This window comes from Pseudomonas sp. 5Vm1k, from assembly GCF_056161485.1.
This window is the reverse complement of the sequence record NZ_JBSPCZ010000005.1, coordinates 267419-293120: the sequence shown is the minus strand read 5'-3', so window position 1 is coordinate 293120 and position 25702 is coordinate 267419. Positions and strand designations below refer to the sequence as shown.

The 25702-nt window shown below is 59.8% G+C and carries 25 protein-coding genes; 21 read left to right on the top strand and 4 right to left on the bottom strand.

All coding sequences use genetic code 11. From position 1 onward, the window contains the following. The first annotated feature begins 113 nt into the window (after positions 1-113). From puuE to ACWIKB_RS12735, 7 genes are all read left to right on the top strand, one after another. On the top strand, positions 114-1040 hold the full coding sequence (puuE, locus tag ACWIKB_RS12765; protein ID WP_475267197.1) for an allantoinase PuuE: 927 nt from the start codon (positions 114-116) through the stop codon (positions 1038-1040). Continuing rightward, complete coding sequence (gene uraD, locus ACWIKB_RS12760) at positions 1037-1552, top strand: 2-oxo-4-hydroxy-4-carboxy-5-ureidoimidazoline decarboxylase (RefSeq protein ID WP_475267196.1); 516 nt, start codon at positions 1037-1039, stop codon at positions 1550-1552. The genes puuE and uraD overlap by 4 nt, the downstream gene beginning before the upstream one ends. A gap of 90 nt (positions 1553-1642) precedes the next feature. Then, a complete protein-coding gene (gene alc, locus ACWIKB_RS12755; RefSeq protein WP_475267194.1) occupies positions 1643-2638 on the top strand; it encodes an allantoicase in 996 nt (331 codons plus the stop codon). Positions 2639-2784: 146 nt separating this feature from the next. After that, positions 2785-3288 carry an ureidoglycolate lyase gene (locus ACWIKB_RS12750; protein ID WP_010456681.1) on the top strand — a complete coding sequence of 168 codons (504 nt, stop codon included), beginning with the start codon at positions 2785-2787 and terminating at the stop codon, positions 3286-3288. A 51-nt stretch (positions 3289-3339) separates the two neighbouring features. Then, positions 3340-4641 (top strand): urate hydroxylase PuuD, encoded by a 1302-nt coding sequence (locus ACWIKB_RS12745; protein WP_054615676.1) that lies wholly within the window; start codon positions 3340-3342, stop codon positions 4639-4641. Positions 4642-4868: 227 nt separating this feature from the next. After that, the gene (locus tag ACWIKB_RS12740; RefSeq protein ID WP_475267192.1) at positions 4869-6227 is read left to right on the top strand and encodes a nucleobase:cation symporter-2 family protein; all 1359 of its coding nucleotides are present in this window, start codon (positions 4869-4871) and stop codon (positions 6225-6227) included. A 581-nt stretch (positions 6228-6808) separates the two neighbouring features. Further along, entirely contained in the window at positions 6809-7594 is a 786-nt protein-coding gene (locus ACWIKB_RS12735) for an outer membrane protein OmpK (RefSeq protein ID WP_475267190.1), read from the top strand. Between the two features lie 170 nt (positions 7595-7764). On the opposite strand, the gene ACWIKB_RS12730 is transcribed toward ACWIKB_RS12735, so the two are convergent. Beyond that, positions 7765-8919 (bottom strand): patatin-like phospholipase family protein, encoded by a 1155-nt coding sequence (locus tag ACWIKB_RS12730; RefSeq protein ID WP_475267189.1) that lies wholly within the window; start codon positions 8917-8919, stop codon positions 7765-7767. A gap of 35 nt (positions 8920-8954) precedes the next feature. Then, on the bottom strand, positions 8955-9887 hold the full coding sequence (locus tag ACWIKB_RS12725) for a lipid A biosynthesis lauroyl acyltransferase (RefSeq protein WP_475267187.1): 933 nt from the start codon (positions 9885-9887) through the stop codon (positions 8955-8957). Between the two features lie 118 nt (positions 9888-10005). Here ACWIKB_RS12725 and minC point away from each other — a divergent pair, with 118 nt between their 5' ends. The 8 genes from minC to ACWIKB_RS12685 all read left to right on the top strand — a co-directional run bounded on the left by minC (position 10006) and on the right by ACWIKB_RS12685 (position 17955). Continuing rightward, complete coding sequence (gene minC, locus ACWIKB_RS12720; protein WP_475267185.1) at positions 10006-10743, top strand: septum site-determining protein MinC; 738 nt, start codon at positions 10006-10008, stop codon at positions 10741-10743. Between the two features lie 201 nt (positions 10744-10944). Then, the gene (gene minD / locus ACWIKB_RS12715; protein ID WP_054049606.1) at positions 10945-11757 is read left to right on the top strand and encodes a septum site-determining protein MinD; all 813 of its coding nucleotides are present in this window, start codon (positions 10945-10947) and stop codon (positions 11755-11757) included. Then, a complete protein-coding gene (minE, locus tag ACWIKB_RS12710) occupies positions 11757-12011 on the top strand; it encodes a cell division topological specificity factor MinE (protein ID WP_007898843.1) in 255 nt (84 codons plus the stop codon). The genes minD and minE overlap by 1 nt, the downstream gene beginning before the upstream one ends. 181 nt (positions 12012-12192) lie before the next feature. Next, a complete protein-coding gene (locus tag ACWIKB_RS12705) occupies positions 12193-12828 on the top strand; it encodes an RluA family pseudouridine synthase (protein ID WP_475267183.1) in 636 nt (211 codons plus the stop codon). A gap of 48 nt (positions 12829-12876) precedes the next feature. Further along, entirely contained in the window at positions 12877-13980 is a 1104-nt protein-coding gene (locus tag ACWIKB_RS12700; RefSeq protein ID WP_475267181.1) for a hypothetical protein, read from the top strand. A 76-nt stretch (positions 13981-14056) separates the two neighbouring features. After that, positions 14057-15346 (top strand): M18 family aminopeptidase, encoded by a 1290-nt coding sequence (locus tag ACWIKB_RS12695; protein ID WP_475267179.1) that lies wholly within the window; start codon positions 14057-14059, stop codon positions 15344-15346. Positions 15347-15538: 192 nt separating this feature from the next. Continuing rightward, positions 15539-15715 carry a hypothetical protein gene (locus tag ACWIKB_RS12690; protein ID WP_213937034.1) on the top strand — a complete coding sequence of 59 codons (177 nt, stop codon included), beginning with the start codon at positions 15539-15541 and terminating at the stop codon, positions 15713-15715. Between the two features lie 77 nt (positions 15716-15792). Further along, positions 15793-17955, top strand: a complete 2163-nt coding sequence (locus ACWIKB_RS12685; RefSeq protein WP_475267177.1) for a mechanosensitive ion channel family protein — start codon at positions 15793-15795, stop codon at positions 17953-17955. Positions 17956-18087: 132 nt separating this feature from the next. Here ACWIKB_RS12685 and ACWIKB_RS12680 read toward each other — a convergent pair whose 3' ends face one another. Then, a complete protein-coding gene (locus tag ACWIKB_RS12680) occupies positions 18088-18801 on the bottom strand; it encodes a UTRA domain-containing protein (RefSeq protein ID WP_054049597.1) in 714 nt (237 codons plus the stop codon). A 360-nt stretch (positions 18802-19161) separates the two neighbouring features. On the opposite strand from ACWIKB_RS12680, the gene ACWIKB_RS12675 reads away from it, so the two are divergent. From ACWIKB_RS12675 to ACWIKB_RS12650, 6 genes are all read left to right on the top strand, one after another. Beyond that, positions 19162-20229, top strand: coding sequence for an ABC transporter substrate-binding protein (locus ACWIKB_RS12675; protein WP_475267175.1), 1068 nt, complete (start codon positions 19162-19164; stop codon positions 20227-20229). Positions 20230-20373: 144 nt separating this feature from the next. Then, positions 20374-21180 carry an alkaline phosphatase family protein gene (locus ACWIKB_RS12670; RefSeq protein WP_475267174.1) on the top strand — a complete coding sequence of 269 codons (807 nt, stop codon included), beginning with the start codon at positions 20374-20376 and terminating at the stop codon, positions 21178-21180. Further along, positions 21177-22022, top strand: a complete 846-nt coding sequence (locus tag ACWIKB_RS12665) for an ABC transporter permease (protein ID WP_403021058.1) — start codon at positions 21177-21179, stop codon at positions 22020-22022. Before ACWIKB_RS12670 ends, ACWIKB_RS12665 begins: the two co-directional genes overlap by 4 nt. Beyond that, positions 22009-22809: an ABC transporter permease gene (locus ACWIKB_RS12660; RefSeq protein WP_475267172.1), complete on the top strand. Its 801-nt coding sequence runs from the start codon at positions 22009-22011 to the stop codon at positions 22807-22809. The genes ACWIKB_RS12665 and ACWIKB_RS12660 overlap by 14 nt, the downstream gene beginning before the upstream one ends. Further along, on the top strand, positions 22806-23795 hold the full coding sequence (locus tag ACWIKB_RS12655) for an ABC transporter ATP-binding protein (protein WP_475267171.1): 990 nt from the start codon (positions 22806-22808) through the stop codon (positions 23793-23795). The genes ACWIKB_RS12660 and ACWIKB_RS12655 overlap by 4 nt, the downstream gene beginning before the upstream one ends. A 34-nt stretch (positions 23796-23829) precedes the next feature. Next, a complete protein-coding gene (locus ACWIKB_RS12650; protein ID WP_475267170.1) occupies positions 23830-24483 on the top strand; it encodes an HAD family hydrolase in 654 nt (217 codons plus the stop codon). A 153-nt stretch (positions 24484-24636) separates the two neighbouring features. On the opposite strand, the gene ACWIKB_RS12645 is transcribed toward ACWIKB_RS12650, so the two are convergent. After that, positions 24637-25599: a zinc-binding dehydrogenase gene (locus ACWIKB_RS12645; protein ID WP_475267169.1), complete on the bottom strand. Its 963-nt coding sequence runs from the start codon at positions 25597-25599 to the stop codon at positions 24637-24639. Between the last annotated feature and the right edge of the window lie 103 nt (positions 25600-25702).

Here is a 25702-nt window from a genome sequence, read left to right as displayed (position 1 = left end):
TTACAAAGTGAATATAAAGTTGTATACAATCAGCCCATCGCTGTGACGCCAGCCTGTCATCCATCGCCAGGCCGCCACACAACTTGCTACCACGAATAAGAAGGAAGACTGCAGTGAGCGCTGACTACCCACGCGACCTGGTCGGTTACGGCAGTAACCCTCCGCACCCACACTGGCCGGGCAATGCCCGCATCGCCCTGTCCTTCGTGCTCAATTACGAAGAAGGTGGCGAGCGCAATATCCTGCACGGCGACAAAGAGTCTGAAGCCTTCCTCTCGGAAATGGTCTCGGCGCAGCCGCTGCAAGGCGCGCGCAACATGAGCATGGAATCCCTTTACGAGTATGGCAGCCGCGCCGGCGTGTGGCGGGTGCTGAAGCTGTTCAAGGAATTCGACATCCCGCTGACCATCTTCGCCGTGGCCATGGCCGCCCAGCGTCACCCAGATGTGATCCGCGCCATGGTCGATGCCGGCCACGAGATCTGCAGCCACGGCTATCGCTGGATCGACTACCAGTACATGGACGAAGCCCAGGAACGCGAGCACATGCTCGAAGCGATCCGCATCCTCACCGAACTCACCGGCGAACGCCCATTGGGCTGGTACACCGGCCGCACCGGCCCGAACACCCGTCGGCTGGTGATGGAAGAAGGTGGTTTCCTCTATGACTGCGACACCTACGACGACGACCTGCCCTACTGGGAACCAAACAACCCGACCGGCAAGCCGCACCTGGTGATCCCGTACACGCTGGACACCAACGACATGCGCTTCACCCAGGTCCAGGGTTTCAACAAGGGCGACGATTTCTTCGAATACCTCAAAGACGCATTCGACGTGCTGTACGCCGAAGGCGCCGAAGCGCCGAAGATGCTCTCGATCGGCCTGCACTGCCGCTTGATCGGCCGTCCGGCGCGTCTGGCCTCGCTCAAGCGCTTTATCGAATACGCTAAAAGTCATGAACAGGTGTGGTTCAGCCGCCGTGTCGACATCGCTCGCCACTGGCAGGAAACCCACCCGTACCAAGGGGCTGCCAAATGAGCACCTTTCAAACCGTCAAACCATCGACCCTGAGCCGCGACGCTTTCGTCAAAGCCTTCGCCGACATCTACGAACATTCGCCATGGGTGGCCGAGAAGGCTTTCGACTTGGGCCAGGACGCTTCGATCGACCAGATCGAAACCCTGCACCAACGCATGAGCGACATCCTGTTGAGCGCTGATCACGCCAGCCAACTGGCCCTGATCAACGCTCACCCGGACCTGGCCGGCAAAGCCGCCGTCCAGGGCCAACTGACCGAAGCCAGCACCAATGAACAAGCGGGCGCCGGTATTCACCAATGCACGGCCGAAGAGTTTCAACGCTTCACCGAGCTGAACGAGGCCTACAAAGCCAAGTTCAAGTTTCCCTTCATCATGGCGGTAAAAGGCAGCAACCGGCATCAGATCCTCGCGGCGTTCGAAACGCGCATTCACAACTCGGAAGACACCGAATTCAAATGCGCGCTGGCGGAGATCAACAAGATCGCCCTGTTCCGATTACTGACCCTATAGCGAGCCTGGCCCGAGAAACCTCATGAACGCTTGCGTTTCCCAGGGCCCTGCAAGCATCCCAAGCCAACTTATTAAAGGCAGACAAGAAGAATGAAAGCTTACGCCGTACCTTTCGAGAAGTTCGTCAACCTGGCCGACGCCCGCCTGGGCACCAAAATCATCTCGGTCACCGATGACTGGTTCGCTGATGCCAACCGCCTGTTCCAGCCGACTCCAGCGGTATGGAAAGAAGGCGTGTTCGATGACAACGGCAAGTGGATGGACGGCTGGGAATCGCGCCGCAAGCGCTTCGAAGGCTATGACAGCGCCGTGATCCGCCTGGGTGTAGCGGGCTCGATCAAAGGCGTGGACATCGACACTTCATTCTTCACCGGCAACTACCCGCCGTCGGCCTCCCTGGAAGCGTGCTTCCTGGCGGAAGGTGAACCGACTGAAAACACCCAGTGGGTTGAAGTGCTGTCGGCCGTCGAGCTGCAAGGCAACAGCCACCACTACCACGAAATCAATAACGACCAGGCCTTCAGCCACCTGCGCTTCAACATCTACCCGGATGGCGGCGTGGCCCGTCTGCGCGTGTACGGCGTGCCGCACCGCGACTGGTCGGCCGTCGGCGACAACGAGCAGATCGACCTGGCAGCAGCCCTCAACGGTGGCCGCGCCCTCGCCTGCTCCGACGAACACTTCGGCCGCATGAGCAACATTCTCAACCCGGGCCGTGGCGTCAACATGGGCGACGGCTGGGAAACTGCGCGTCGTCGCACACCGGGCAATGACTGGGTGATCGTCGCGTTGGGTCATGCCGGCGAAGTCGAAAAAGTCATCGTCGACACCCTGCACTTCAAGGGCAACTACCCGGACACCTGCTCGATCCAGGGCGCCTTCGTGAAGGGCGGCACCGACAGCCAGATCGAAACCCAATCGCTGTTCTGGCGCGAACTGCTGCCAGCGCAGAAACTGGAAATGCACGCCGAACACACCTTCGCCGAGCAGATCAAGGCCCTGGGCCCGATCACCCACATCCGCCTCAACGTATTCCCGGATGGTGGTGTGAGTCGCCTGCGCGTCCTCGGCAAGGTCGCGAAGTAAGCGCTGAACCTGTGGCGAGGGAGCTTGCTCCCGCTGGGCTGCGAAGCGACCCCAAAAGCTTGGGAGCGCTTCGCACTCCAGCGGGAGCAAGCTCCCTCGCCACAAGAGCGGAACCAACAACACAGAACTCGGAAAAGAAGACCAGCATGCGCACACTAACGATTGAACCGCTGACCAAAGAAGCCTTCGCCCCTTTCGGTGACGTGATCGAAACCGACGGCAGCGATCACTTCATGATCAACAACGGTTCGACCATGCGCTTTCATAAACTGGCGACGGTGCAAACCGCCACGCCAGAGGACAACGCGATCATCAGCATCTTCCGCGCCGACGCGCAGGACATGCCGCTGACCGTCAGCATGCTGGAGCGTCACCCGCTGGGCAGCCAGGCTTTCATTCCGCTGCTCGGCAACCCCTTTCTGATCGTGGTCGCGCCACTTGGCGATGAACCTGTATCAGGCTTGGTCCGCGCCTTCGTCACCAACGGCAGGCAGGGCATTAATTACCATCGCGGCGTTTGGCACCATCCGGTGCTGACGATCGAAAAGCGGGATGACTTCCTGGTGGTTGATCGCAGTGGCACAGGCAATAACTGCGATGAGCATTTTTTCAAAGAGGATGAGCGTTTGATCCTCGCCCCCCACCAATAAGAGAAGGTCTGATCACCCGACAACAAGGGTGACAGGCGAGAGGTAAAGACTGTGGAAGCACATCTGTTGGAATGGCTGAACCTGAGCGTGCGCTGGGTTCACATGATTACTGGCGTGGCCTGGATCGGTGCGTCGTTCTATTTCGTCTGGCTGGAAAACAACCTCAATCGGGTCAACCCGAAAAGTGGTCTGGCGGGCGATCTGTGGGCGATCCATGGCGGCGGTATCTATCACCTGGAAAAATACAAACTGGCTCCACCAACCATGCCGGACAACCTGCACTGGTTCAAATGGGAAGCCTACTTCACCTGGATGTCAGGGATCGCGCTGCTGTGCGTGGTGTTCTACTCCAACCCGACGTTGTACCTGCTGGCACCGGGCAGCACCCTCAGCGGTCCTGAAGGCGTGGCCATCGGCATCGGCTCGCTGTTCATCGGCTGGTTCATCTACTCCTTCCTCTGCGACTCGGCCCTGGGCAAACGCCCTGCCCTGCTGGGTTTCATCCTGTTCGTGCTGATCATTGGCGCCGCTTACGGCTTCAGCAAAGTGTTCAGCGGTCGGGGTGCGTACCTGCACGTCGGCGCGATCATCGGCACCATCATGGTCGGCAACGTGTTCCGCATCATCATGCCGGCGCAACGTGCACTGGTAGCGGCGATTGCCGAAAACCGCACGCCTGATCCGGCGCTGCCGGCCAAAGGTTTGCTGCGTTCGCGGCACAACAACTACTTCACCTTGCCGGTGCTGTTCATCATGATCAGCAACCACTTCCCGAGCACCTACGGCAGCCAATACAACTGGCTGATCCTGGCCGGGATCGCGGTGCTGGCGGTGTTGGTGCGTCACTACTTCAACACCCGTCACGACAGCCACAAGTTCGCCTGGACCCTGCCGGTTGCAGCCGTCGGCATGATCAGCCTGGCCTACGTGACTGGCCCGGCGCAGATGCCGAGCGCACCTGAAGTGGCTAAGGCCCCTGGCACCATCGAGTACCAGCCGTTGCCGGAAACCGCCCTCGGCGGTGGCGCCAAACCTGCTGAAGCCAAGCCTGCCGCGCCTGCCGCTGCACCGGCCCAAGCTTCAAATCAAGGCCCGGCATTCGACAAGGTACACAGCGTGATTCAGGAACGCTGCGCCGTGTGCCACTCGGCCAAACCGACCAGCCCGCTGTTCAGTGCAGCACCGGCCGGCGTGATGTTCGACACCCCGCAACAAATCCAGCAATTGGCCCCGCGGATCCAGGCGCAAGCCGTCGCCAGCCAGATCATGCCACTGGGCAACATCACACAGATGACCCAGCAAGAGCGTGACCTGATTGGTGCCTGGATCAACCAGGGAGCCCAGACCAATTAAGTAAAAAGCCATTGTGGCAGTAGGGCTTGTGTGGCGAGGGGGCTTGCCCCCGTTCGAGCGCGAAGCGGTCGTAAAACCTGCGGATGCGGTCCCATAGACGGAACGCAATTGCTGAGTTTGGGGCTGCTTCGCGGCCCAACGGGGGCAAGCCCCCTCGCCACAGGCCCGCTCCCACAGGTTTGCCTGTTGCACAAAATCACAAGAATAAAAAAGATCCGAGGTGTTGCATGTCCGAGCTATCCGAAGCGCGCATCCCCGACGCACCCGCCATTCAGCGTTTGCCCCTTTTGCAACTGATCCTGGTCGGTCTGCAACACGTTCTGCTGATGTACGGCGGTGCCATCGCGGTGCCGTTGATCATCGGACAGGCCGCTGGCCTGAATCGTGAAGAAATCGCCTTCCTGATCAACGCCGACCTGCTCGTCGCGGGCATCGCTACCATCGTCCAGTCCCTGGGCATCGGCCCGTTGGGCATTCGCATGCCAGTGATGATGGGCGCAAGTTTCGCCGCCGTCGGCAGCATGGTAGCGATGGCCTGCATGCCCGGGATCGGCCTGCAAGGGATCTTCGGTGCGACCATCGCCGCCGGTTTTTTCGGCATGCTCATCGCTCCATTCATGTCCAAAGTCGTGCGCTTCTTCCCGCCGCTGGTGACCGGCACGGTCATCACCTCGATCGGTTTGTCGCTGTTCCCCGTCGCCGTGAACTGGGCCGGTGGCGGTGCTGGCGCAACTCAATTCGGTTCACCGATTTACCTGGCCATCGCCGCGCTGGTACTGGCGACCATTCTGTTGGTCCATCGATTCATGCGTGGTTTCTGGGTCAATATTTCCGTGCTGATCGGCATGTGCCTGGGCTACGTCGTCTGCGGGCTGATCGGCATGGTCGACCTCAGCGGCATGGCGCAAGCGCCGTGGCTGCAGATCGTCACGCCGCTGCATTTCGGCATGCCGAAGTTTGAACTCGCGCCGATTCTTTCAATGTGCCTGGTGGTGGTGATCATCTTCGTCGAGTCCACCGGGATGTTCCTCGCCCTCGGCAAAATCACCGACCGCGAAGTTTGCCCACGGATGCTGCGGCGTGGCCTGCTGTGTGACGCCGCCGCCTCGTTCTTCGCCGGTTTCTTCAACACCTTCACCCACTCCTCCTTCGCGCAGAACATCGGCCTGGTGCAGATGACCGGCGTGCGCTGCCGCTCGGTGACCATTGTTGCCGGTGGCTTGCTGGTGGTGCTGAGCCTGCTGCCAAAAGCGGCGTTCCTGGTGGCGTCGATTCCGCCAGCGGTACTCGGTGGTGCGGCGATTGCGATGTTCGGCATGGTCGCTGCAACCGGGATCAAGATCCTGCAAGAAGCCGACATCGGTGATCGTCGCAACCAGTTGCTGGTGGCGGTGAGCATCGGCATGGGCCTGATCCCGGTGGTGCGTCCGGAGTTCTTCGCGCACTTGCCACTTTGGATGAGCCCGATCACCCACAGCGGCATCGCCATGGCGACCTTGAGTGCGCTGTCGTTGAACCTGCTGTTCAACATTCTCGGCGGTAGAGAACGCGCGGCCATCAACGACTGCGCGGCCCACCCGCACTAACCGGAAAAACACACCGCCCCTTGTGGGAGCGGGCTTGCTCGCGAAAGCAGTGTGTCAGACACACATGAGTCGACTGATCCGACGCCTTCGCGAGCAAGCCCGCTCCCACACAGGGTCAGCAACTGCCTGCGCCTCAACAATAAAAACAAGAGGAAGCAACAGATGGTTTTTACCCACTCAAGGCTGTCGTTTTGCGACGACAAGCCAACTACCGCCAACCGTGCCCCAAACCTGTCGTCGGTGCGCTGTTGCGGGGCACTTGAGACCTGGCCAAGGAGTCAGTATTCTCCGCGGCCGCCCGAATCTGGTCTAAAAAAAAGCCCGGATTTAATTCCTGACCAAAAAGCCAACTTATCCCGGCTCTGGCCAGTACCAAGGCACCCCCGAATCGCTCTCAATCGACTGTTTTCGAACAGCCGAACGGGCGTTTTTTTGCTTTTCGAAAGCCTTGGCTCAGCTCTTGCTAACAGCACTAAAGCTGACCGATTGGATGATTTTTACTGCAGCAACAAAAGGCGCCACACCAGAGCGCCGACCTAAGAAAAAAAACGTGGAACCACCTACTTTTTGGGAGCAACCGAATGAAACGTACGTGCACCAGCCTGATGCTCGCGGGATCTTTGCTGGCCGGGGGCCAGGCAATGGCCGGCGACCTGCTGCAATGGCAAAACAACAGCCTGACCTATCTGTACGGCAAGGACTTCAAGGTCAACCCGCACATTCAGCAGACCGTCACCTTCGAGCACGCCGATGCCTGGAAATACGGGGATAACTTCCTGTTCATCGACAAGATCTTCTACAACGGCGGCAAGGACTTCAACAACGGCCCGAACACCTATTACGGTGAGTTCCAGCCGCGTATTTCGTTGGGTAAAGTCCTCGACCAGAAAATCGAGTTCGGGCCGATCAAAGACGTCCTGCTGGCGATGACCTACGAGTTCGGTGAAGGCGATTCCGAGTCTTACCTGATCGGTCCGGGCTTCGACCTGGCGATCCCGGGGTTCGACTACTTTCAGTTGAACTTCTATCAGCGTCATCCTGATGGTGACCGTCCGGGCAACAATGTCTGGCAGATCACGCCGGTCTGGTCCTACACCATTCCGGTCGGCGACTCGAACATCCTGATTGATGGCTACATGGACTGGGTGGTCGATAACGACAAGAATGCCCGTGGCGAATACCACGCCAACCTGCACTTCAACCCGCAGGTCAAATACGACCTGGGCAAGGCGTTGAATTTCGGTGAGAAGCAGCTGTACGTCGGTGTGGAATACGACTACTGGAAAGACAAGTACGGGATCGACGACACCAATGCGTTTACCACCAATCAGAACGTGACTAGCTTCCTGGTGAAGTTCCACTTCTGATGAGCTGAAGACAAGAGATCGCAAGCGCCATCCACCACGTGCGCATCCGGGGTGGAGGGTGGTTGTGGTCTTTTTTTTTCAGGGGCAAGATCAAAAGATCGCAGCCTTCGGCAGCGCCTACAGGGATCGCATTCCAACGTAGGAGCTGCCGAAGGCTGCGATCTTTTGCTTTAAACCAATCCCAAAAACCGACACAACTCATCCCGCTTGGCCAACGCATCCCGTCGCCCGAGATCAATCAATTCGCTGCAATACCCCGCCTCGAACAACAGATAACTCAACACCCCCGCCCCGCTCGTCTTGGTCGCCCCCGGTCCGCGCAGGAACAGGCGCAGCGCCGCCGGCAACTCCTGGCGATGCCGCGCAGCAATCTCATCGATCGGCTGACTTGGCGAAATCACCAGCACCTCTACCGGCGCCACGCCCAACGCACGGGTAGGCGTACCGTCCGGCATTAAATGGCTGAACTGATTCAGACGTTGCAACAACTCGATGTCGCTTTCCAGGCTGTCAATGAACGTGCTGTTGAGCATGTGCCCACCGATCTGCGCCAGGGTCGGCTGCTGGCCGGTGTAGGCCCGTTGCAGTGGTTGTTCCGGGTCAACCCCGCGCGGGTTGCCGCTGACGCCCACCACCAGCACCCTGCTCGCGCCCAGGTGCAGGGCCGGGCTGATCGGTGCCGACTGACGCACCGCGCCATCGCCGAAAAACTCCTCGCCGATTTTCACCGGGGCGAACAACAGCGGAATCGCCGAGCTGGCGAGCAAGTGTTCAACGGTCAATTGGGTCGGCACGCCGATCCGCCGATGGCGCAACCAGGCGTCGATGGTGCCGCCGCCCTGATAGAAGGTGACGGCCTGACCCGACTCGTAGCCGAACGCAGTCACTGCAACCGCCTGCAACTGCTTTTGCGCGATGGCCTCGGCGATGCCGTTCATTTGCAGTTTGTCATTGAGCAAGTGGCGCAGCGGCGAACTGTTGAGCAACGCCACCGGCACCTGGGCGCCGATGCCGAGCAAACTGTGGCTGACAAAGCGGCTGGCCTGATGGATCACCCCCGGCCAGTCGCTGCGCAGCACCAGATGACTGCGGAAACCCTGCCAGAACGCGGTCAGGCGTTCGATGGCGCTGCGAAAGTCCAGCGCCCCACTGGCGAGGCTGACCGCGTTGATCGCCCCGGCCGAGGTGCCGACGATCACCGGAAAGGGATTGTCCGCGCCCACCGGCAGCAATTCGGCAATCGCCGCCAGCACGCCCACCTGATACGCCGCCCGAGCCCCGCCGCCGGAAAGAATCAACCCTGTAACCGGTTCAGTTGGGCTCATCGCAACACTCCATGGTGCCTAAAGGGATCGCTGGTTCAACCGCGTTTTGCGTACAACTTGGGCTCGCCCGGCGGGCGGCTCTTGAAGCGACGATGGGCCCAGAGGTATTGCTCCGGGCACTCGCGCAAGGCGCCTTCGACCCACTGGTTGATGCGAATGCAATCCGCCTCGTCAGTCTCGCCGGGGAAATTATCCAGTGGCGCGTGAATCACCAACCGATAACCGCTGCCGTCCACCAGTCGCTCCTGGGTGAACGGCACCACCAGCGCCTTGCCCAACCGAGCAAATTTGCTGGTGGCGGTCACCGTCGCGGCCTGAATGCCGAACAGCGGCACGAAGATGCTCTGCTTGGCGCCGTAGTCCTGATCCGGTGCGTACCAGATCGCCCGGCCGGCGCGCAGCAACTTGAGCATGCCGCGCACGTCGTCGCGCTCCACCGCCAGCGAATCGAGGTTGTGCCGCTCGCGACCGCGACGCTGGATAAAGTCGAACAACGGGTTTTTGTGTTCGCGATACATGCCGTCAATCGTGTGCTGCTGCCCGAGCAGCGCCGCGCCGATTTCCAGGGTGGTGAAATGCAGGGCCATCAGGATCACGCCCTTGCCGTCGCGCTGGGCCTTTTTCAGATGCTCCAGGCCTTCGACATGCGCCAATTTGGCAAGGCGCTTGCGCGACCACCACCAACTCATGGCCATTTCGAAGAAAGCGATGCCGGTGGAGGCGAAGTTTTCCTTGAGCAGGCGCTTGCGTTCGGCGGCGGATTTTTCAGGGAAACACAGCTCAAGATTGCGCTTGGCAATGCGCCGTCGGTCGCCGGCCACCCGATACATCAGTGAGCCCAGGACGCGGCCGATAAACAGCAACGCCGGATACGGCAACTGCACAATCAGCCACAACAGCCCCAGCCCGCACCACAACGGCCAGAAACGAGGGGAAAGAAATGCTGTACGAAAACGCGGGCGATCCATTAAAGGTTCCGGAAAGACAATGGCCGCGCATTCTACATCGTTCGACCCGGCTTGCGGCTCGCGGGCGTTCTCGTTATAAGTCTCGGCACTTTTAGTGACAAGCCGTTGTATGCCGACCATGAGCCAAACCGAACCGCTAGACCAAGATCCCGTGTTCCAGTTGAAGGGCAGCATGCTCGCCATTACGGTGCTGGAGCTGGCCCGCAACGACCTCGAGAACCTCGATCGGCAATTGGCCGCCAAAGTCGCCCAGGCGCCGAATTTCTTCAGCAATGCGCCGCTGGTGCTGGCCCTGGACAAACTCCCGGCCAGTGAAGGTGCCGTCGATTTGCCCGGCCTGATGCGTGTTTGCCGTCAGCACGGCCTGCGCACCCTGGCGATCCGTGCCAGCCGCATCGAAGACATCGCCGCCGCCATCGCCGTCGACCTGCCGGTGCTGCCGCCGTCCGGTGCCCGTGAGCGTCCGCTGGACCCGAACGAAGGCGTGGTGGTGAAAAAACCGGAAAAACCACCGGAGCCGACGATCAAACCGACGAAAATCATCACGTCGCCAGTACGTGGTGGCCAGCAGATCTATGCCCAGGGTGGCGATTTGGTAGTGATTTCCTCGGTCAGCCCGGGGGCGGAACTTCTCGCCGATGGGAACATCCATGTATACGGCCCGATGCGCGGTCGTGCACTGGCCGGGGTCAAAGGCGACTGGAAAGCCCGGATCTTCTGTCAGCAAATGAGCGCCGAACTGCTGTCCATCGCCGGTCATTACAAGGTTTCCGAGGACCTGCGACGCGATCCGTTGTGGGGCTCGGGCGTACAAGTCAGCCTGTCGGGCGACGTGTTGAACATCATTCGGCTTTAACGGATACTGCCGCATTTTCCAAGCATCTCTAAAACGTAGCGAAAACGGCTCAAACGAAGTAGGAAAAAGGCCAAAAGCAGTGTTTACCGCAGGTAGACGCCGCTCAGGACCGGATTCCAGCCAAGGCTGTCCGACTGCAGTAGTTTTTCAAGAGATGTTTTTCAGGGGCTAAAAGTCCTTTTTCCTTAGGGGTGAAACACCTTGGCCAAGATTCTCGTGGTTACATCCGGCAAGGGTGGTGTGGGTAAGACCACCACCAGCGCCGCTATCGGTACCGGCCTCGCTCTGCGCGGTCACAAAACAGTTATTGTCGACTTCGACGTCGGTTTGCGTAACCTCGACCTGATCATGGGTTGCGAGCGTCGCGTGGTGTATGACTTCGTCAACGTGGTCAACGGCGAAGCCAACCTGCAACAAGCCCTGATCAAAGACAAGCGCCTGGAAAACCTCTACGTACTGGCCGCCAGTCAGACTCGCGACAAAGACGCGCTGACTGTCGAAGGCGTGGAAAAAGTCCTGATGGCGTTGAAAGAAGATTTCGACTTCGTGGTCTGCGACTCCCCGGCCGGCATCGAGAAAGGTGCTCACCTGGCCATGTACTTCGCTGATGAAGCGATTATCGTGACCAACCCGGAAGTGTCCTCGGTACGTGACTCGGACCGCATGCTGGGCCTGCTGGCCAGCAAGTCGCGTCGTGCCGAACGGGGTGAAGACCCGATCAAGGAACACCTGCTGTTGACCCGCTACAACCCGCAACGCGTCAGCGACGGCGAAATGCTCGGCGTCGAAGACGTGAAGGAAATTCTGGCCGTGACCCTGCTGGGCGTCATTCCGGAGTCCCAAGCGGTGCTGAAAGCCTCCAACTCGGGCGTGCCTGTGATTCTCGACGACCAGAGCGATGCCGGTCAGGCATACGGTGATGCGGTCGACCGCCTCCTTGGCAAAGAAAAGGAACATCGTTTCCTCGATGTGACGAAGAAGGGCTTCTTCGAGCGCCTGTTTGGAGGTAAATAATGAATCTTTTTGACTTCTTTCGTGCCAGTAAAAAGGTTAGTACCGCGTCGGTAGCGAAAGAGCGTCTACAGATCATCGTGGCGCATGAACGCGGCCAGCGCAGTACCCCGGACTACCTGCCAGCCTTGCAGAAGGAACTGGTGGAAGTGATCCGCAAGTACGTCAATATCGGGTCCGATGATGTGCACGTCGCCCTGGAAAACCAGGGTAGCTGCTCGATTCTGGAACTCAATATCACCCTGCCGGATCGCTAGTCGATCCGACGGGAGCCACGGCGGCTCAGGGCCCTTCGGGCCTTTGTAGGAGCTGCCGAAGGCTGCGATCTTTTGATCTTGTTTGAAAAAAGCAAAATCAAAAGATCGCAGCCTTCGGCAGCTCCTACATTGGACATGTAGGGTTCTGAGCCGCCGTTGGCGTTTGTTACGAGGCTGTTTTATGCCGTTGTCCAACATCCACATCATCCATCAAGACGACGCCGTCCTGGTGGTGAACAAACCGACCCTGTTGCTCTCCGTCCCTGGTCGGGCCGATGACAACAAGGATTGCCTGATTACCCGCCTGCAGGAAAACGGCTACCCGGAAGCACGAATCGTCCATCGGCTGGACTGGGAAACCTCCGGCATCATCCTGTTGGCCCGTGACCCGGACACCCATCGCGAACTGTCCCGGCAGTTTCACGACCGCGAAACCGAAAAGGCCTACACCGCCCTGTGCTGGGGCCAGCCGGAACTGGACAGCGGTAGCATCGACTTGCCACTGCGCTACGACCCGCCGACCAAGCCTCGGCATGTGGTGGACCACGAATTCGGCAAGAACGCCCTGACCTTCTGGCGCGTGCTGGAACGTTGCGGCGACTGGTGCCGTGTCGAGCTGACGCCGATCACCGGCCGCTCCCATCAGTTACGCGTGCACATGTTGTCCATCGGCCACCCGCTGCTGGGTGACGGGCTCTACGCCCACGAACAGGCACTGGCTGCCTGGCCGCGCCTGTGCCTGCACGCCAGCATGCTCAGCTTCACCCATCCGCAAACCGGCGAACGCTTGCGTTTCGAATGCCCGGCACCGTTTTAAGCACTGCCTGACCAGCAGTCGCCCCGCTTTAAAAGGATCCCCATCCGGATGAGTTTTACCGATTTTCTGGAAACACCCGTTAAAAAAACCCGCAACCAACTGCTTTACCTGATTTACGGCAACCAGGACGTTTACCGGCGCGAAGCCAAGTTCAGCATCTTGACCGCGCTGTCCCATGTCAAAAATGCGAAGTTCCCCCGCATCAGAATCCTCACGGATCGCCCTCAGGACTATGCCGGCTGGCCGGTTGAAACCGTGTTACTCAGCCAGGAAATCCTGACGCAGTGGCAGGGCGAAAACGGCTATCACCACCGGCGCAAGGCTTGCGCCATTGCCGCCGGCCTGACGCTGGCTGAAAAGACCCTGTTCGTCGATACCGACACGTTGTTCACCAGCGACCCGAACCGCGCCTTCAGGCAAATCCGGCCCGGCCAATACCTGATGGATCGCTTCGAATACGACTGGCAGTACGTCTGTGAGCGGCCCGAATACCTGAAACTCGGTACGTGCCTTGAAGCCCACGGTGTCACTCCGGACAACGGTTTCAAGCTGTACAACAGCGGATTGTGCGGCGTGACCGACCGCGACGGCGCCCTCCTCGACGAATCGATCCAGTTGATCGACGAATGGACCCGGGACGGCTTCGACATTCACACCATCGAGCAGATTGCGATGTCGTTCGCGATGCGCGACAAGCCCGTGACGGAAGCAAAAAAGTACATCTATCACTACTTCGCGGAGAAGCGTTTCTTCCACGCGATGCTGGCCTATTTCTTCGCCCGGCATGGCGAACAGTTCAACCTGGAGCTGATCGAACTGTGCCGTGACGTGCCGCGAGTCAAGCCCTTTCCATCGTCCTGGCAACGGCTGAAAATCAAATGGAAGTTGCGCAACCAGAGTGGCGCCCTGCGCAAGGTCGGTCGCGACTTGCTCTATGGCAGCGCCGCACCGGAGGGCCCGTATTATTCGTCCTGCCGGCATGAATGGTGGGAGTGCGCCTCGCGGGAGATTCTGCGCTGGGATAAGAGCCGCCAGAAAAAGCTGCTGAGCACCCGCAGTCACTGGCCGGAACAACTGCCCAAACCGGAAAAAACCGAAGATGAACGGGTGATCATGCAGTACCTGAAAAAACGCGTGGCGGCCGCCGGTTGATACCGGCGACACATGTCGTGCCCAAAGCCCCAGGCCAATACGTTAAACTGCCGCCCATTGCTGTCTGGAGTTTCTTATGCGCGAAGAGTTGAACCAAGGCCTGATCGACTTCCTCAAGGCCTCCCCTACCCCGTTTCATGCCACTGCCAGCCTTGTTCAGCGTCTGGAAGCGGCGGGTTTTTCGCGTCTTGACGAGCGCGAGCCGTGGGCCGTCGAAACCAGCGGTCGTTACTACGTCACCCGTAACGACTCCTCGATTGTCGCCGTCAAGATGGGCCGTCATTCGCCACTGCACGGCGGCATTCGTCTCGTCGGCGCGCACACCGACAGCCCATGCCTGCGGGTCAAGCCGCAGCCGGAGCTGCAACGCCAGGGTTTCTGGCAGTTGGGCGTCGAAGTCTATGGCGGTGCGCTGCTGGCGCCGTGGTTCGACCGTGACTTGTCCTTGGCCGGTCGCGTGACCTTCCGCCGCGATGGCAAGGTCGAGAGCCAGTTGATCGACTTCAAGGCACCGATCGCCACCATCCCCAACCTGGCCATTCACCTCAACCGTGAAGCCAACATGGGTTGGGCGATCAACGCCCAGACCGAATTGCCGCCGATCCTCGCGCAATTTGCCGGTGACGAGCGCGTGGACTTCCGCGCCGTGCTCACTGACCAACTCGCCCGCGAGCACGGGCTCAATGCCGACGTGGTGCTTGACTACGAGCTGAGCTTCTACGACACCCAAAGCGCGGCGGTCATTGGCCTGCATGGCGACTTCATTGCCGGCGCGCGCCTGGACAACCTGCTGTCGTGCTACGCCGGTCTGCAAGCGTTGCTGACCACCGAAACCGACGAAACCTGCGTGTTTGTGGCCAACGATCACGAAGAAGTCGGCTCCTGCTCGGCTTGCGGCGCGGATGGCCCGATGCTGGAGCAGACCTTGCGTCGCCTGCTGCCTGAAGGTGATGAGTTCGTGCGCACCATTCAGAAATCCCTGCTGGTCTCGGCGGATAACGCCCACGGCGTGCACCCGAACTACGCGGAAAAGCACGATGCCAACCATGGCCCGAAACTCAACGCCGGCCCGGTGATCAAGGTCAACAGCAACCAGCGCTACGCCACCAACAGCGAAACCGCCGGGTTCTTCCGCCATCTGTGCATGGCCGAAGAAGTCCCGGTGCAAAGCTTCGTGGTACGCAGCGACATGGGCTGTGGCTCGACCATCGGCCCAATCACCGCCAGCCACCTGGGCGTGCGCACCGTGGACATCGGCCTGCCGACTTTCGCCATGCACTCGATCCGTGAATTGTGCGGCAGCCACGACCTGGCGCACCTGGTCAAAGTGCTGAGCGCGTTCTACGCCTGCCGCGAGTTGCCGTAACCCCTGTAGGGGCTGGTAGGAGCTGGGTAGGAGCTGTCGAGTGAAACGAGGCTGCGATCTTTTGATCTTGATTTTTAAAAAGCTAAAGTCAAAAGATCGCAGCCTCGTTTCACTCGACAGCTCCTACCCAGCTCCTACAAGTTCATACCATCTCCTACAATTTAAGTATCCCTTCCGACAAGGCAGTCACCCATGATCTCGATGTCTTCGTTCCACGCCATGCTGATCCCCATCCTTGCCGGGATGATCATGCTGGCCATCGGCTTTAACTTCCGTGACAAGAATGCCGGCGTCTTCGCCATGTGGCTCGGCATGTTGATGATCCTCGCCACGGTTGTTTACAAGATCCTGGCCAAACTCAACGAATAAATCCGTGCGCCCGCTCGCATTGATTTTAACGGGCTCGTACACTCGGCCGATCCGCTCTTCCCGAGGTTGACCGCCTAGTGTTCGCTCGTCTTTTCGCCCTGCCGTGTTTCCTCCTTGTCTGCCTCATGACGCTGCTGCCGATGTCGGCTGCCCAAGCGGTCAGTTTGCCGGGGCTGCTCAATAACTCGGCGAAAACCCAGCCCGAAGCCCAAGTACCCCTGGGGCAATCCCTCGACGAAGTCATCAAGTCCCTGGAAAACGACCAGCAGCGCACCAAACTGCTGGCAGACCTGAAAAAACTGCGCGACGTCACCAAAAAAGCCCAACCGACCGCCGAAGAAGGTGTACTCGGGCTGATCGGCGGCACCCTGGCCAGTTTCGAAAAACAGTTTTCCGGGGCTGACAGTCCTATCACGCGCTGGTCCGAAGAGTTCGATCTGGCCAAGGAAGAACTGTCGGCACTGATGCTGCCGGCGAACGAATGGCTGCCGATCATCTTTGCCTTCGCCATGATCCTGATGGTCTGGAGCCTGCTGGCCGCCGCGCTGATCTGGCTCGGCCATCGGGTGCGCATGCGGTTCGGCCTGACCGAAGAACTGCCGCAACACCCCAAGGCCCTCGACATGCTGCGCTTCGCCTTGCGCAAACTTGGGCCGTGGCTGATTGCTTTGGTGATGACGGTTTATATGACCTATGCGCTGCCTTCGTCATTGGGCAAAAGCCTGGCGATGGTGTTGGCCTATGCGTTGGTGGTGGGCACCTGCTTCTCGGCGATCTGCGTGATCGCCTTTTCCGTGCTCGACGGGCCGCACCGCCATCGCGCCTTGTACATCCTGCGCCATCAGGCCTTCCGGCCACTGTGGCTGATCGGCAGTTTCGCGGCCTTCGGCGAAGCCCTGAGCGACCCGCGCCTGGTCGCCAGTCTTGGCAGCCATCTCGCCCACACTGCCGCGACCATTGCCAACGTGCTGGCGGCGCTGTCCACCGGGTTGTTCATCCTGCGTTTCCGCCGGCCGATCGCGCATTTGATCCGCAACCAACCTTTGTCCCGGCGCCTGACCCGCCGCGCCCTGAGCGATACCATCGATATCCTCGGCACCTTCTGGTACGTGCCGGCGCTGGTGCTGGTGTGCATTTCGTTGTTCGCCACGTTCATTTCCGCGGGCGACACCAGCACCGCGTTGCGCCAGTCGCTGATCTGCACCGTGCTGCTGGTGTTGTGCATGGTCATCAACGGGTTGGTGCGCCGGCACTCGCTCAAACCGCAGCGCGGGGTGAAGCGCCATGCGTTGTATTCCGATCGCCTGAAAAGCTTCTGCTACACCCTCGCCCATCTGTTTGTGTGGCTGGTGTTCATCGAACTCGGCCTGCGGGTCTGGGGCATGTCGCTGATCGCCTTCACCGAAGGCGAAGGCCATGAAGTCAGCGTCAAGTTGTTCAGCCTCGCCGGCACGCTGATTTTCGCCTGGCTGATCTGGATCCTCAGCGACACCGCCGTGCACCACGCCCTCACCCGCTCGCGCAAAGGCCTGGCGAATGCCCGGGCACAGACGATGATGCCGCTGATCCGCAACGTGCTGTTCGTAGCGATCTTCATCATTGCGTTGATAGTCGCGCTGGCGAACATGGGCATGAACGTCACGCCACTGCTGGCCGGTGCCGGTGTGATCGGCCTGGCCATCGGTTTCGGCGCGCAGTCGTTGGTTGCCGACTTGATCACTGGCCTGTTCATCATCATCGAAGACTCCTTGGCCATCGATGACTACGTGGACGTCGGCGGCCACCTCGGCACCGTCGAAGGCCTGACCATCCGCACCGTGCGCCTGCGGGACATCGACGGCATCGTCCACACCATCCCGTTCAGCGAAATCAAAAGCATCAAGAACTACTCCCGGGAATTCGGCTACGCGATCTTCCGGGTGGCGGTGCCCTACAACATGGAAATCGACGACGCGATCAAACTGATGCGCGAAGTCGGCCAGAAGATGCGCACCGATCCGCTGCAACGGCGCAACATCTGGTCGCCGCTGGAGATCCAGGGTGTGGAAAGTTTCGAGTCCGGCAGTGCGATTCTTCGCGCCCGATTCAAGACCGCGCCGATCAAGCAGTGGGAAGTGTCGCGGGCGTTCAACTTGTCGCTGAAGCGGCATCTGGATGAGGCGGGGCTGGATTTGGCGACGCCTAGGATGAGTATTCAGGTGGTGACGGCGGGTGGCGGGCCCCAGAAAGAACAGGAGTGACTGGGCGGGCCTCTTCGCGAGCAGGCTCGCTCCCACATTTTTGACCGCATTCCCATGGGAGTACTCGGTCACCTGTGGGAGCGGGCTTGCTCGCGAAGGAGTCGACACGGTCCCGCAGCCAAACCACCCAAGTCAAACCACATCTACCCCCACATGAATCGCATCATGCCGCCAAAACTCCAGATCACAATCGATCAACCGCTCATGCTGATCATAATTGACCCGGGCAATCCGCAACCCCGGGCTCCCCACCGACACCCGTAAAGCCGCCGCCGCATCCACCGACAACGACGTCGGCACGATCTCGAAGCGCACCCGCCCGTAGTGCAAATCGTAGTGCCGCGCATACAGCTCGGTAATCGACTGATTCAAATCAAAGTCCAGAATCCCCGGGAAGAACTGTGGGTTCAGATAATGCTCCACGTACAACACCAGTCGCCCATCGATGCGTCGGGCCCGGCAAATCTGGATCACGCTCGACAACGCCGGCAACTGCAACCAGGCACACACCGCCGCCGACGCCGGCTGCAAACGCGCCGAAATCACCTCGGTCGACGGCACTCGCCCCTGCGCACTGACCATCGCGTGAAAGTGGCTGCGCTGCATCAGGTTGTAGGCCAGGCGCGGCGGCGAGACAAACCAGCCACGGCGCTCCTCGCGATAAATCTGCCCCTGCGCTTCCAACTGCAACAACGCCTCACGCACGGTAATCCGTGTGGTACCGAACAACTCACTGAGCTTGCGCTCGGCCGGCAACTTGCTGCCCGCCGCCAACAAGCCGTGGTCGAGTTGCTCTTGCAGCACCTGGCCAATGGCTGTCACCGCTTTAGTTGCCTCATCACGCATCAACGTTACCTATCTGGACTAGACCAGCACTGTTTCGGGGCAGAACCGCACGGTAAAACCCGCTTATCCAACATTCTGCAAGCCTAGGCAGTACAGATGACTGAGAGATGACAGCTGCCAAACGGTCATCCCGAATCTGCCTGCAAACCTTGCAATACATCGGCCAAGTCCCTTGCCCTGCGGGCCTTTACCCATGGTCTACGCTTACCGGGCACCTGCCAATTGCGGGCAAATAAAAGTCCTGCCGGGCGACGACCGACATGAAAGTGTCATGCAGTCCCCTTAAATTGGCTCAGGTATTGCTGACCTAGACCAACACAACCGCAATCGCAGCGTTGAAAACGCCCAAAGGAGCTTCGGATGAAACAGCTTTTCCTGGCATCACTGTTAGGCTCGACCATTGCCATGTGCACCGCCGCCATGGCTGCTGACACGGATTTGAAAACCCTCGAAGCCGCTGCGAAAGCGGAAGGCGCTGTCAACAGCGTCGGCATGCCCGATGACTGGGCCAACTGGAAAGGCACCTGGGATGACCTGGCCAAGAACTACGGCCTGAAACACATCGACACCGACATGAGCTCGGCCCAGGAAATCGCCAAATTCGCTGCTGAAAAAGACAACGCCAGCGCCGACATCGGCGACGTCGGTGCCGCTTTCGGTCCGATCGCGGTCAAGCAAGGTGTGGTGCAACCTTATAAGCCAAGCACCTGGGCACAAGTTCCGGACTGGGCGAAAGACAAGGACGGTAACTGGGCCCTGGCCTACACCGGCACCATCGCGTTCATCGTCAACAAGAAGCTGCTGCACGGTTCCGAAGCACCGACCAAATGGGCTGACCTCAAGACCGGCAAATACAAAGTCTCCATCGGTGACGTGAGCACCGCCGCCCAGGCCGCCAACGGTGTACTGGCTGCAGCGCTGGCCAACGGTGGCGACGAGAAGAACCTGCAACCTGCGCTGTTGCTGTTCGCAGACATCGCCAAGCAAGGTCGTCTGTCGATGGCCAACCCGACCATCGCCACCATGGAAAAAGGCGAAATCGAAGTCGGCGTGGTCTGGGACTTCAACGGCCTGAGCTACAAGGCCAAGATGGCCAACCCGGATGACTACGTCGTGCTGATCCCGTCCGATGGCTCGGTGATTTCCGGTTACACCACCATCATCAACAAATACGCGAAGAACCCGAACGCCGCCAAGCTGACCCGCGAATACATCTTCAGCGACGCCGGCCAGATCAACCTGGCGCGCGGCAACGCCCGTCCGATCCGTGCCGAACACCTGCAACTGCCAGCCGAGGTCCAGGCCAAACTGCTGCCGAACGAGCAGTACAAAGGCGTGACCCCGATCAAGGACGCAGATGCATGGGAGAAAACTTCCAAGGCCCTGCCGCAGAAGTGGAACGAAGAAGTTATCGTCGAAATGAAGTAATGCTTCAGATCTTGTAGGAGCGAGGCTTGCCCGCGAAGACGGCCTGACATTCAACATTTATGTTGGCTTGAAGTCCGCCTTCGCGAGCAAGCTTCGCTCCTACAGGTTTCGCTGAAATCTACTGTTTTGCGGAGTTTTGCCCCTATGAAGCACAACGTCATCCTTGTCGTGCTCGACGGCCTCAACTATGAGGTCGCACGCCACGCCATGGGGCACCTGCAGGCTTACGTTGGCGCAGGACGCGCGGCGCTCTACAAACTGGAATGCGAACTGCCCGCCCTGTCCCGACCGCTGTATGAATGCATCCTGACCGGCGTTGCGCCGATCGACAGTGGCATCGTCCACAACAACGTCTCGCGCCTGTCCAACCAGCGCAGCATTTACCACTACGCCACCGACGCCGGCCTGACCACCGCCGCCGCGGCCTATCACTGGGTCAGCGAGTTGTACAACCGTTCGCCATTCGTGGCGGCGCGGGATCGTCACACCGACAACCCGGAACTGCCGATCCAGCACGGGCACTTCTACTGGAGCGATCACTACCCCGATTCGCACCTGTTCGCCGACGGGGAAAATCTGCGCCTGCGTCATGCGCCGAACTTTCTGTTGATCCACCCCATGAACATCGACGACGCCGGGCACAAGCACGGCCTCGACACCCCGCAATACCGCAACAGCGCGCGCTCGGCCGACATCATCCTGGCGGACTACCTGCAAGGCTGGCTCGACGCCGGCTACCAGGTGCTGGTGACCGCCGACCACGGCATGAACAACGACCGCTCCCACAACGGCCTGTTGCCGGAAGAACGCGAAGTGCCACTGTTCGTCCTCGGCGACGCCTTCAGCTTCAACGCCGGCGCCACGCCGAAGCAACTTGAAATCTGCGGCACCGTCTGCGAACTGCTGGGTGTGCCCCACGACAAACCTGTGTGCCGGGAGCTGCTCAAGTGAATTCCATAAGTCGCGGCAAATGGCTGGCAGCCTTATGCCTGGTGCCCTTCGCGCTGTTCTTTATCGTGTTCGAAATCGCGCCGCTGGTATGGGTGATGATCAACAGCCTGCAATCGGAAGAGTTCGGTTGGGGCATCGAAAACTTCACCAAGATCTTCAGTTCGAAGTTCTACTTGCAGGCGATCCAGTACAGCCTTGAGATCAGTTTCTGGTCCAGCGTGTTCGGGATCATCATCGCAGTGCTAGGCGCTTATTCCCTGCGCCGGGTCGACTCGAAACTGCGCAACTTCGTGAATGCTTTCGCCAACATGACCAGCAACTTCGCCGGCGTGCCGTTGGCCTTTGCTTTCATCATTCTGCTGGGCTTCAACGGCAGCTTCACGATCATGCTGAAACAGGCCGGGATCATTCAGGATTTCAACCTGTACTCGAAAACCGGGCTGATCATTCTCTACACCTACTTCCAGATTCCTTTGGGCGTGCTGCTGCTCTACCCGGCCTTCGACGCGTTGCGCGAAGACTGGCGTGAGTCCGCCGAATTGCTCGGCGCCAACGGCTGGCAGTTCTGGCGCCACATCGGTTTGCCGGTACTGACCCCGGCGCTGCTGGGTACCTTCGTAATCCTGCTGGCCAACGCCCTCGGCGCCTACGCCACGGTCTACGCCCTGACCACCGGCAACTTCAACGTGCTGCCGATTCGCATCGCGGCGATGGTCTCCGGCGATATTTCCCTCGATCCAAACCTGGCCAGTGCCCTGGCCGTGGTGTTGGTGGCGTTGATGACCCTGGTGACCATCGTGCATCAGCTGCTGTTGAAGAGGAGCTACCATGTCTCGCGCTGATTTGGGCCCCGTCGGTGTCTACCACCGGGTCGTGGTGTATTTGCTGTTTGCCATCCTGTTGCTGCCCCTCGCCGGCACGCTGATCTACTCGATCGCCAGCAGTTGGTCGGCGACCATTCTGCCCAGCGGCTTCACTTTCAAATGGTACGTGCAGCTGTGGAGTGATCCGCGCTTTCTGCACGCGTTCGGGCAGTCGCTGCTGGTGTGTGTCGGCGCGCTGATCCTGTCGGTGGTGCTGATCCTGCCGCTGCTGTTTGTGGTGCATTACCACTTCCCGAAACTTGATGCGCTGATGAACATCCTGATCTTGCTGCCCTTCGCGGTGCCGCCGGTGGTGTCGTCGGTGGGGTTGCTGCAACTCTACGGTTCCGGGCCGTTTGCGATGGTCGGCACGCCGTGGATTCTGATCGGATGCTACTTCACCGTGGCGTTGCCGTTCATGTATCGGGCGATCACCAACAACCTGCAAGCGATCAACCTGCGCGACCTGATGGACGCCGCCCAACTGCTCGGTGCCAGCACCTTTCAAGCGGCGTTCCTGGTGGTGCTGCCGAACTTGCGCAAGGGCCTGATGGTGGCGCTGCTGCTGTCGTTCTCGTTCCTGTTCGGCGAGTTCGTGTTCGCCAACATCCTGGTCGGCACCCGCTACGAAACCTTGCAGGTCTACCTCAACAACATGCGTAACAGCAGCGGCCATTTCACCAGTGCGCTGGTGATTTCCTACTTCTTCTTCGTGCTGGTTCTGACCTGGGCGGCCAATATCTTGAACAAGGACAAAAGCGAATGAGCTATGTCAGCGTCCAACACCTTCAAAAGAATTACGCGGGCACCACGGTGTTCAGCGACATCAACTGCGAAATCCAGAAGGGCGAATTCGTCACCCTCCTCGGCCCGTCCGGTTGCGGCAAGTCCACGCTGCTGCGGTGCATTGCCGGGCTGACCTCGGTGGATGGCGGCAAGATCCTGCTGGATGGCGTCGATATCGTGCCGTTGAGCCCGCAAAAACGCGGGATCGGCATGGTGTTCCAGAGCTACGCGCTGTTCCCGAACATGACCGTGGAGCAGAACGTCGCTTTCGGGTTGCGCATGCAGAAGGTCAACGCCGACGACAGCCAAAAGCGCGTCGCCGAAGTGCTGAAACTGGTGGAGCTGAACGACTTCGCCTCACGCTATCCGCATCAAATGTCCGGTGGCCAATGCCAGCGTGTGGCCCTGGCCCGCTCGCTGGTCACGCGGCCACGGCTGTTGTTGCTGGATGAACCGCTGTCGGCCCTGGATGCACGGATTCGCAAGCACTTGCGCGAACAGATCCGTGCGATCCAGCGCGAACTGGGTCTGACCACGATCTTCGTCACACACGATCAGGAAGAAGCCCTGACCATGTCTGACCGGATTTTCCTGATGAATCAGGGAAAGATCGTACAAAGCGGCGATGCCGAAACCCTCTACACCGCGCCTGTCGATGTGTTCGCTGCCGGCTTCATCGGCAACTACAACCTGCTGGACGCCGACGCCGCCTCGAAGCTGCTGCAACGGCCGATCAGCCATCGCATCGCGATTCGCCCGGAAGCCATCGAGCTGAGCCTCAACGGCGAACTCGACGCACAGATCCGCAGCCACAGCCTGCTGGGCAACGTGATTCGCTACCGGGTCGAGGCCCGCGGCGTGGAATTGGTGGTGGATGTGCTGAACCGCTCGGCGGCCGATCTGCATCCCGATGGTCAGCGTCTGGCGCTTTCCATCGATCCGACGGCCCTGTGTGAGGTAGCCTGATGCCTTTGCTGATGTTGAAGAGAGAACTGCACTGATGGCCCTGGCAATTTTTGATCTGGACGAAACCCTGATCCACGGCGACTGCGCCACCCTCTGGAGCGAACAGATGGGCCGCTTGGGCTGGGTCGATCCCGAATCGTTCATGCGGCAGAACAACGAACTGATGGACGCCTACAGCCACGGCAAGCTGCGGATGGAGGACTACATGACCTTCAGCCTGGAGCCGATGATCGGGCGCACGCCGGAAGAGGTCGATCACCTGGTCGGTCCATGGGTGGAAGATTTTATCGAACCGATTATTTTCAGCGACGCCACCAAAGCCATCGCCGCCCACCGCAAGGCCGGTGACCGAATTCTGGTGATCTCGGCCTCGGGCACGCACCTGGTGCGGCCGATTGCCGATCGTCTGGGGATCGACGAGATCCTCGGCATCGAACTGGAAGTGGCTCATGGTGTTTATAGCGGGAACACGGTCGGCACCCTGACCTACCGCGAAGGCAAGATCACCCGGTTGCTGGAATGGCTGGATGCCGAAGAGGAAAACCTTGAAGGCGCGAGTTTCTACTCGGACTCACGCAACGACTTACCGTTGTTGCTGAAGGTGGATTTCCCGCATGTGGTGAACCCGGACCCGGTGTTGCTGGAGCATGCCCAGAAGGCCGGCTGGCCGATCCATCTCTGGAAGTAACACAAAACCCATGTGGGAGCGGGCTTGCTCGCGAAGAGGCCGTGTCAGTCGCTATCAATGTTGACTGACACACCGCCTTCGCGAGCAAGCCCGCTCCCACAGGAATCGCGCTGAACCTGTGGGAGCGAGCTTGCTCGCGATGCTTTTAAAGCCTCAAACCAGGCTTTCGTCGATCAACAACACCAACTTCCCCGCCACCGTGTTGCTCGCCAATTCCGCAAATGCCGCTTCGGCATCCTTGATCTTGAACGTCTTCGCCAACTGCGGACTCAACCGCCCTTCCGCAAACAACGGCCACACATGCTGGCTCAGGTCACTGAACACATCTGCCTTGAACTGATCATCACGGCTGCGCAACGTCGAGCCCAGCAGTTGCACGCGCTTACCGAGCACCTGCGCCAGGTCCAGCTTCGCCTCACGCCCGCCCATCAGACCGATCAACACCCAGCGGCCATCAAGGGCAGTCAGTTTGAGGTTCAGCGCCGCATAGTTGCCGCCCACCGGATCCAGGATCACATCGAACGGCCCCAGGTCGCTCAAACTCTCCAGGTCCCCGGTGCGCACCACCCCGCCCTGGGCCCCCAGAGCTTCACAGTAGGCCAAACGCTCGGCAGACCCGACGCTGACCCAACACGGGTTGCCAAACGCCTTGCACAACTGAATGGCGGCTGAACCGATTCCACTTGCCCCGGCGTGCAGTAGAACTTTCTCACCGGGTTTGAGGCCGGCCAGATGAAATAAATTTAACCAAACAGTCGCATACACTTCGGGCAACGCCGCCGCCTCGGCCAACGACAAACCCTCCGGCACCGGCAGCACGTGCCGTCCGTCGACAACCACCTCTTCGGCCATCCCGCCCCCGGCCAGCAAGGCGCAGACCCGGTCTCCCACCTGCCAGGACGAGCCCGGACCGACCTCGCTGATCACCCCCGAACACTCAAGACCCAGTACCTGACTGGCTCCCGGTGGGGGCGGATAAAGGCCCGCCTTCTGTAACAAATCCGCGCGATTGAGACCCGCTGCCGCTACTCGAATGCGAACTTGTCCTACATCGCAGGTAGGACTCGGCTCTTCAACCCACTCCACTTGACCGTCAACGCCTTGCAATGCTTTCACAGTGCCTCCATAGTGAGTCTGGACTGAGCCCGTAGCTGTAGCGCCGGGCTTTCTTGCATTATGTGACCGGCCCTTTGTGGAACCGGCGACTTCAAAGACGGCC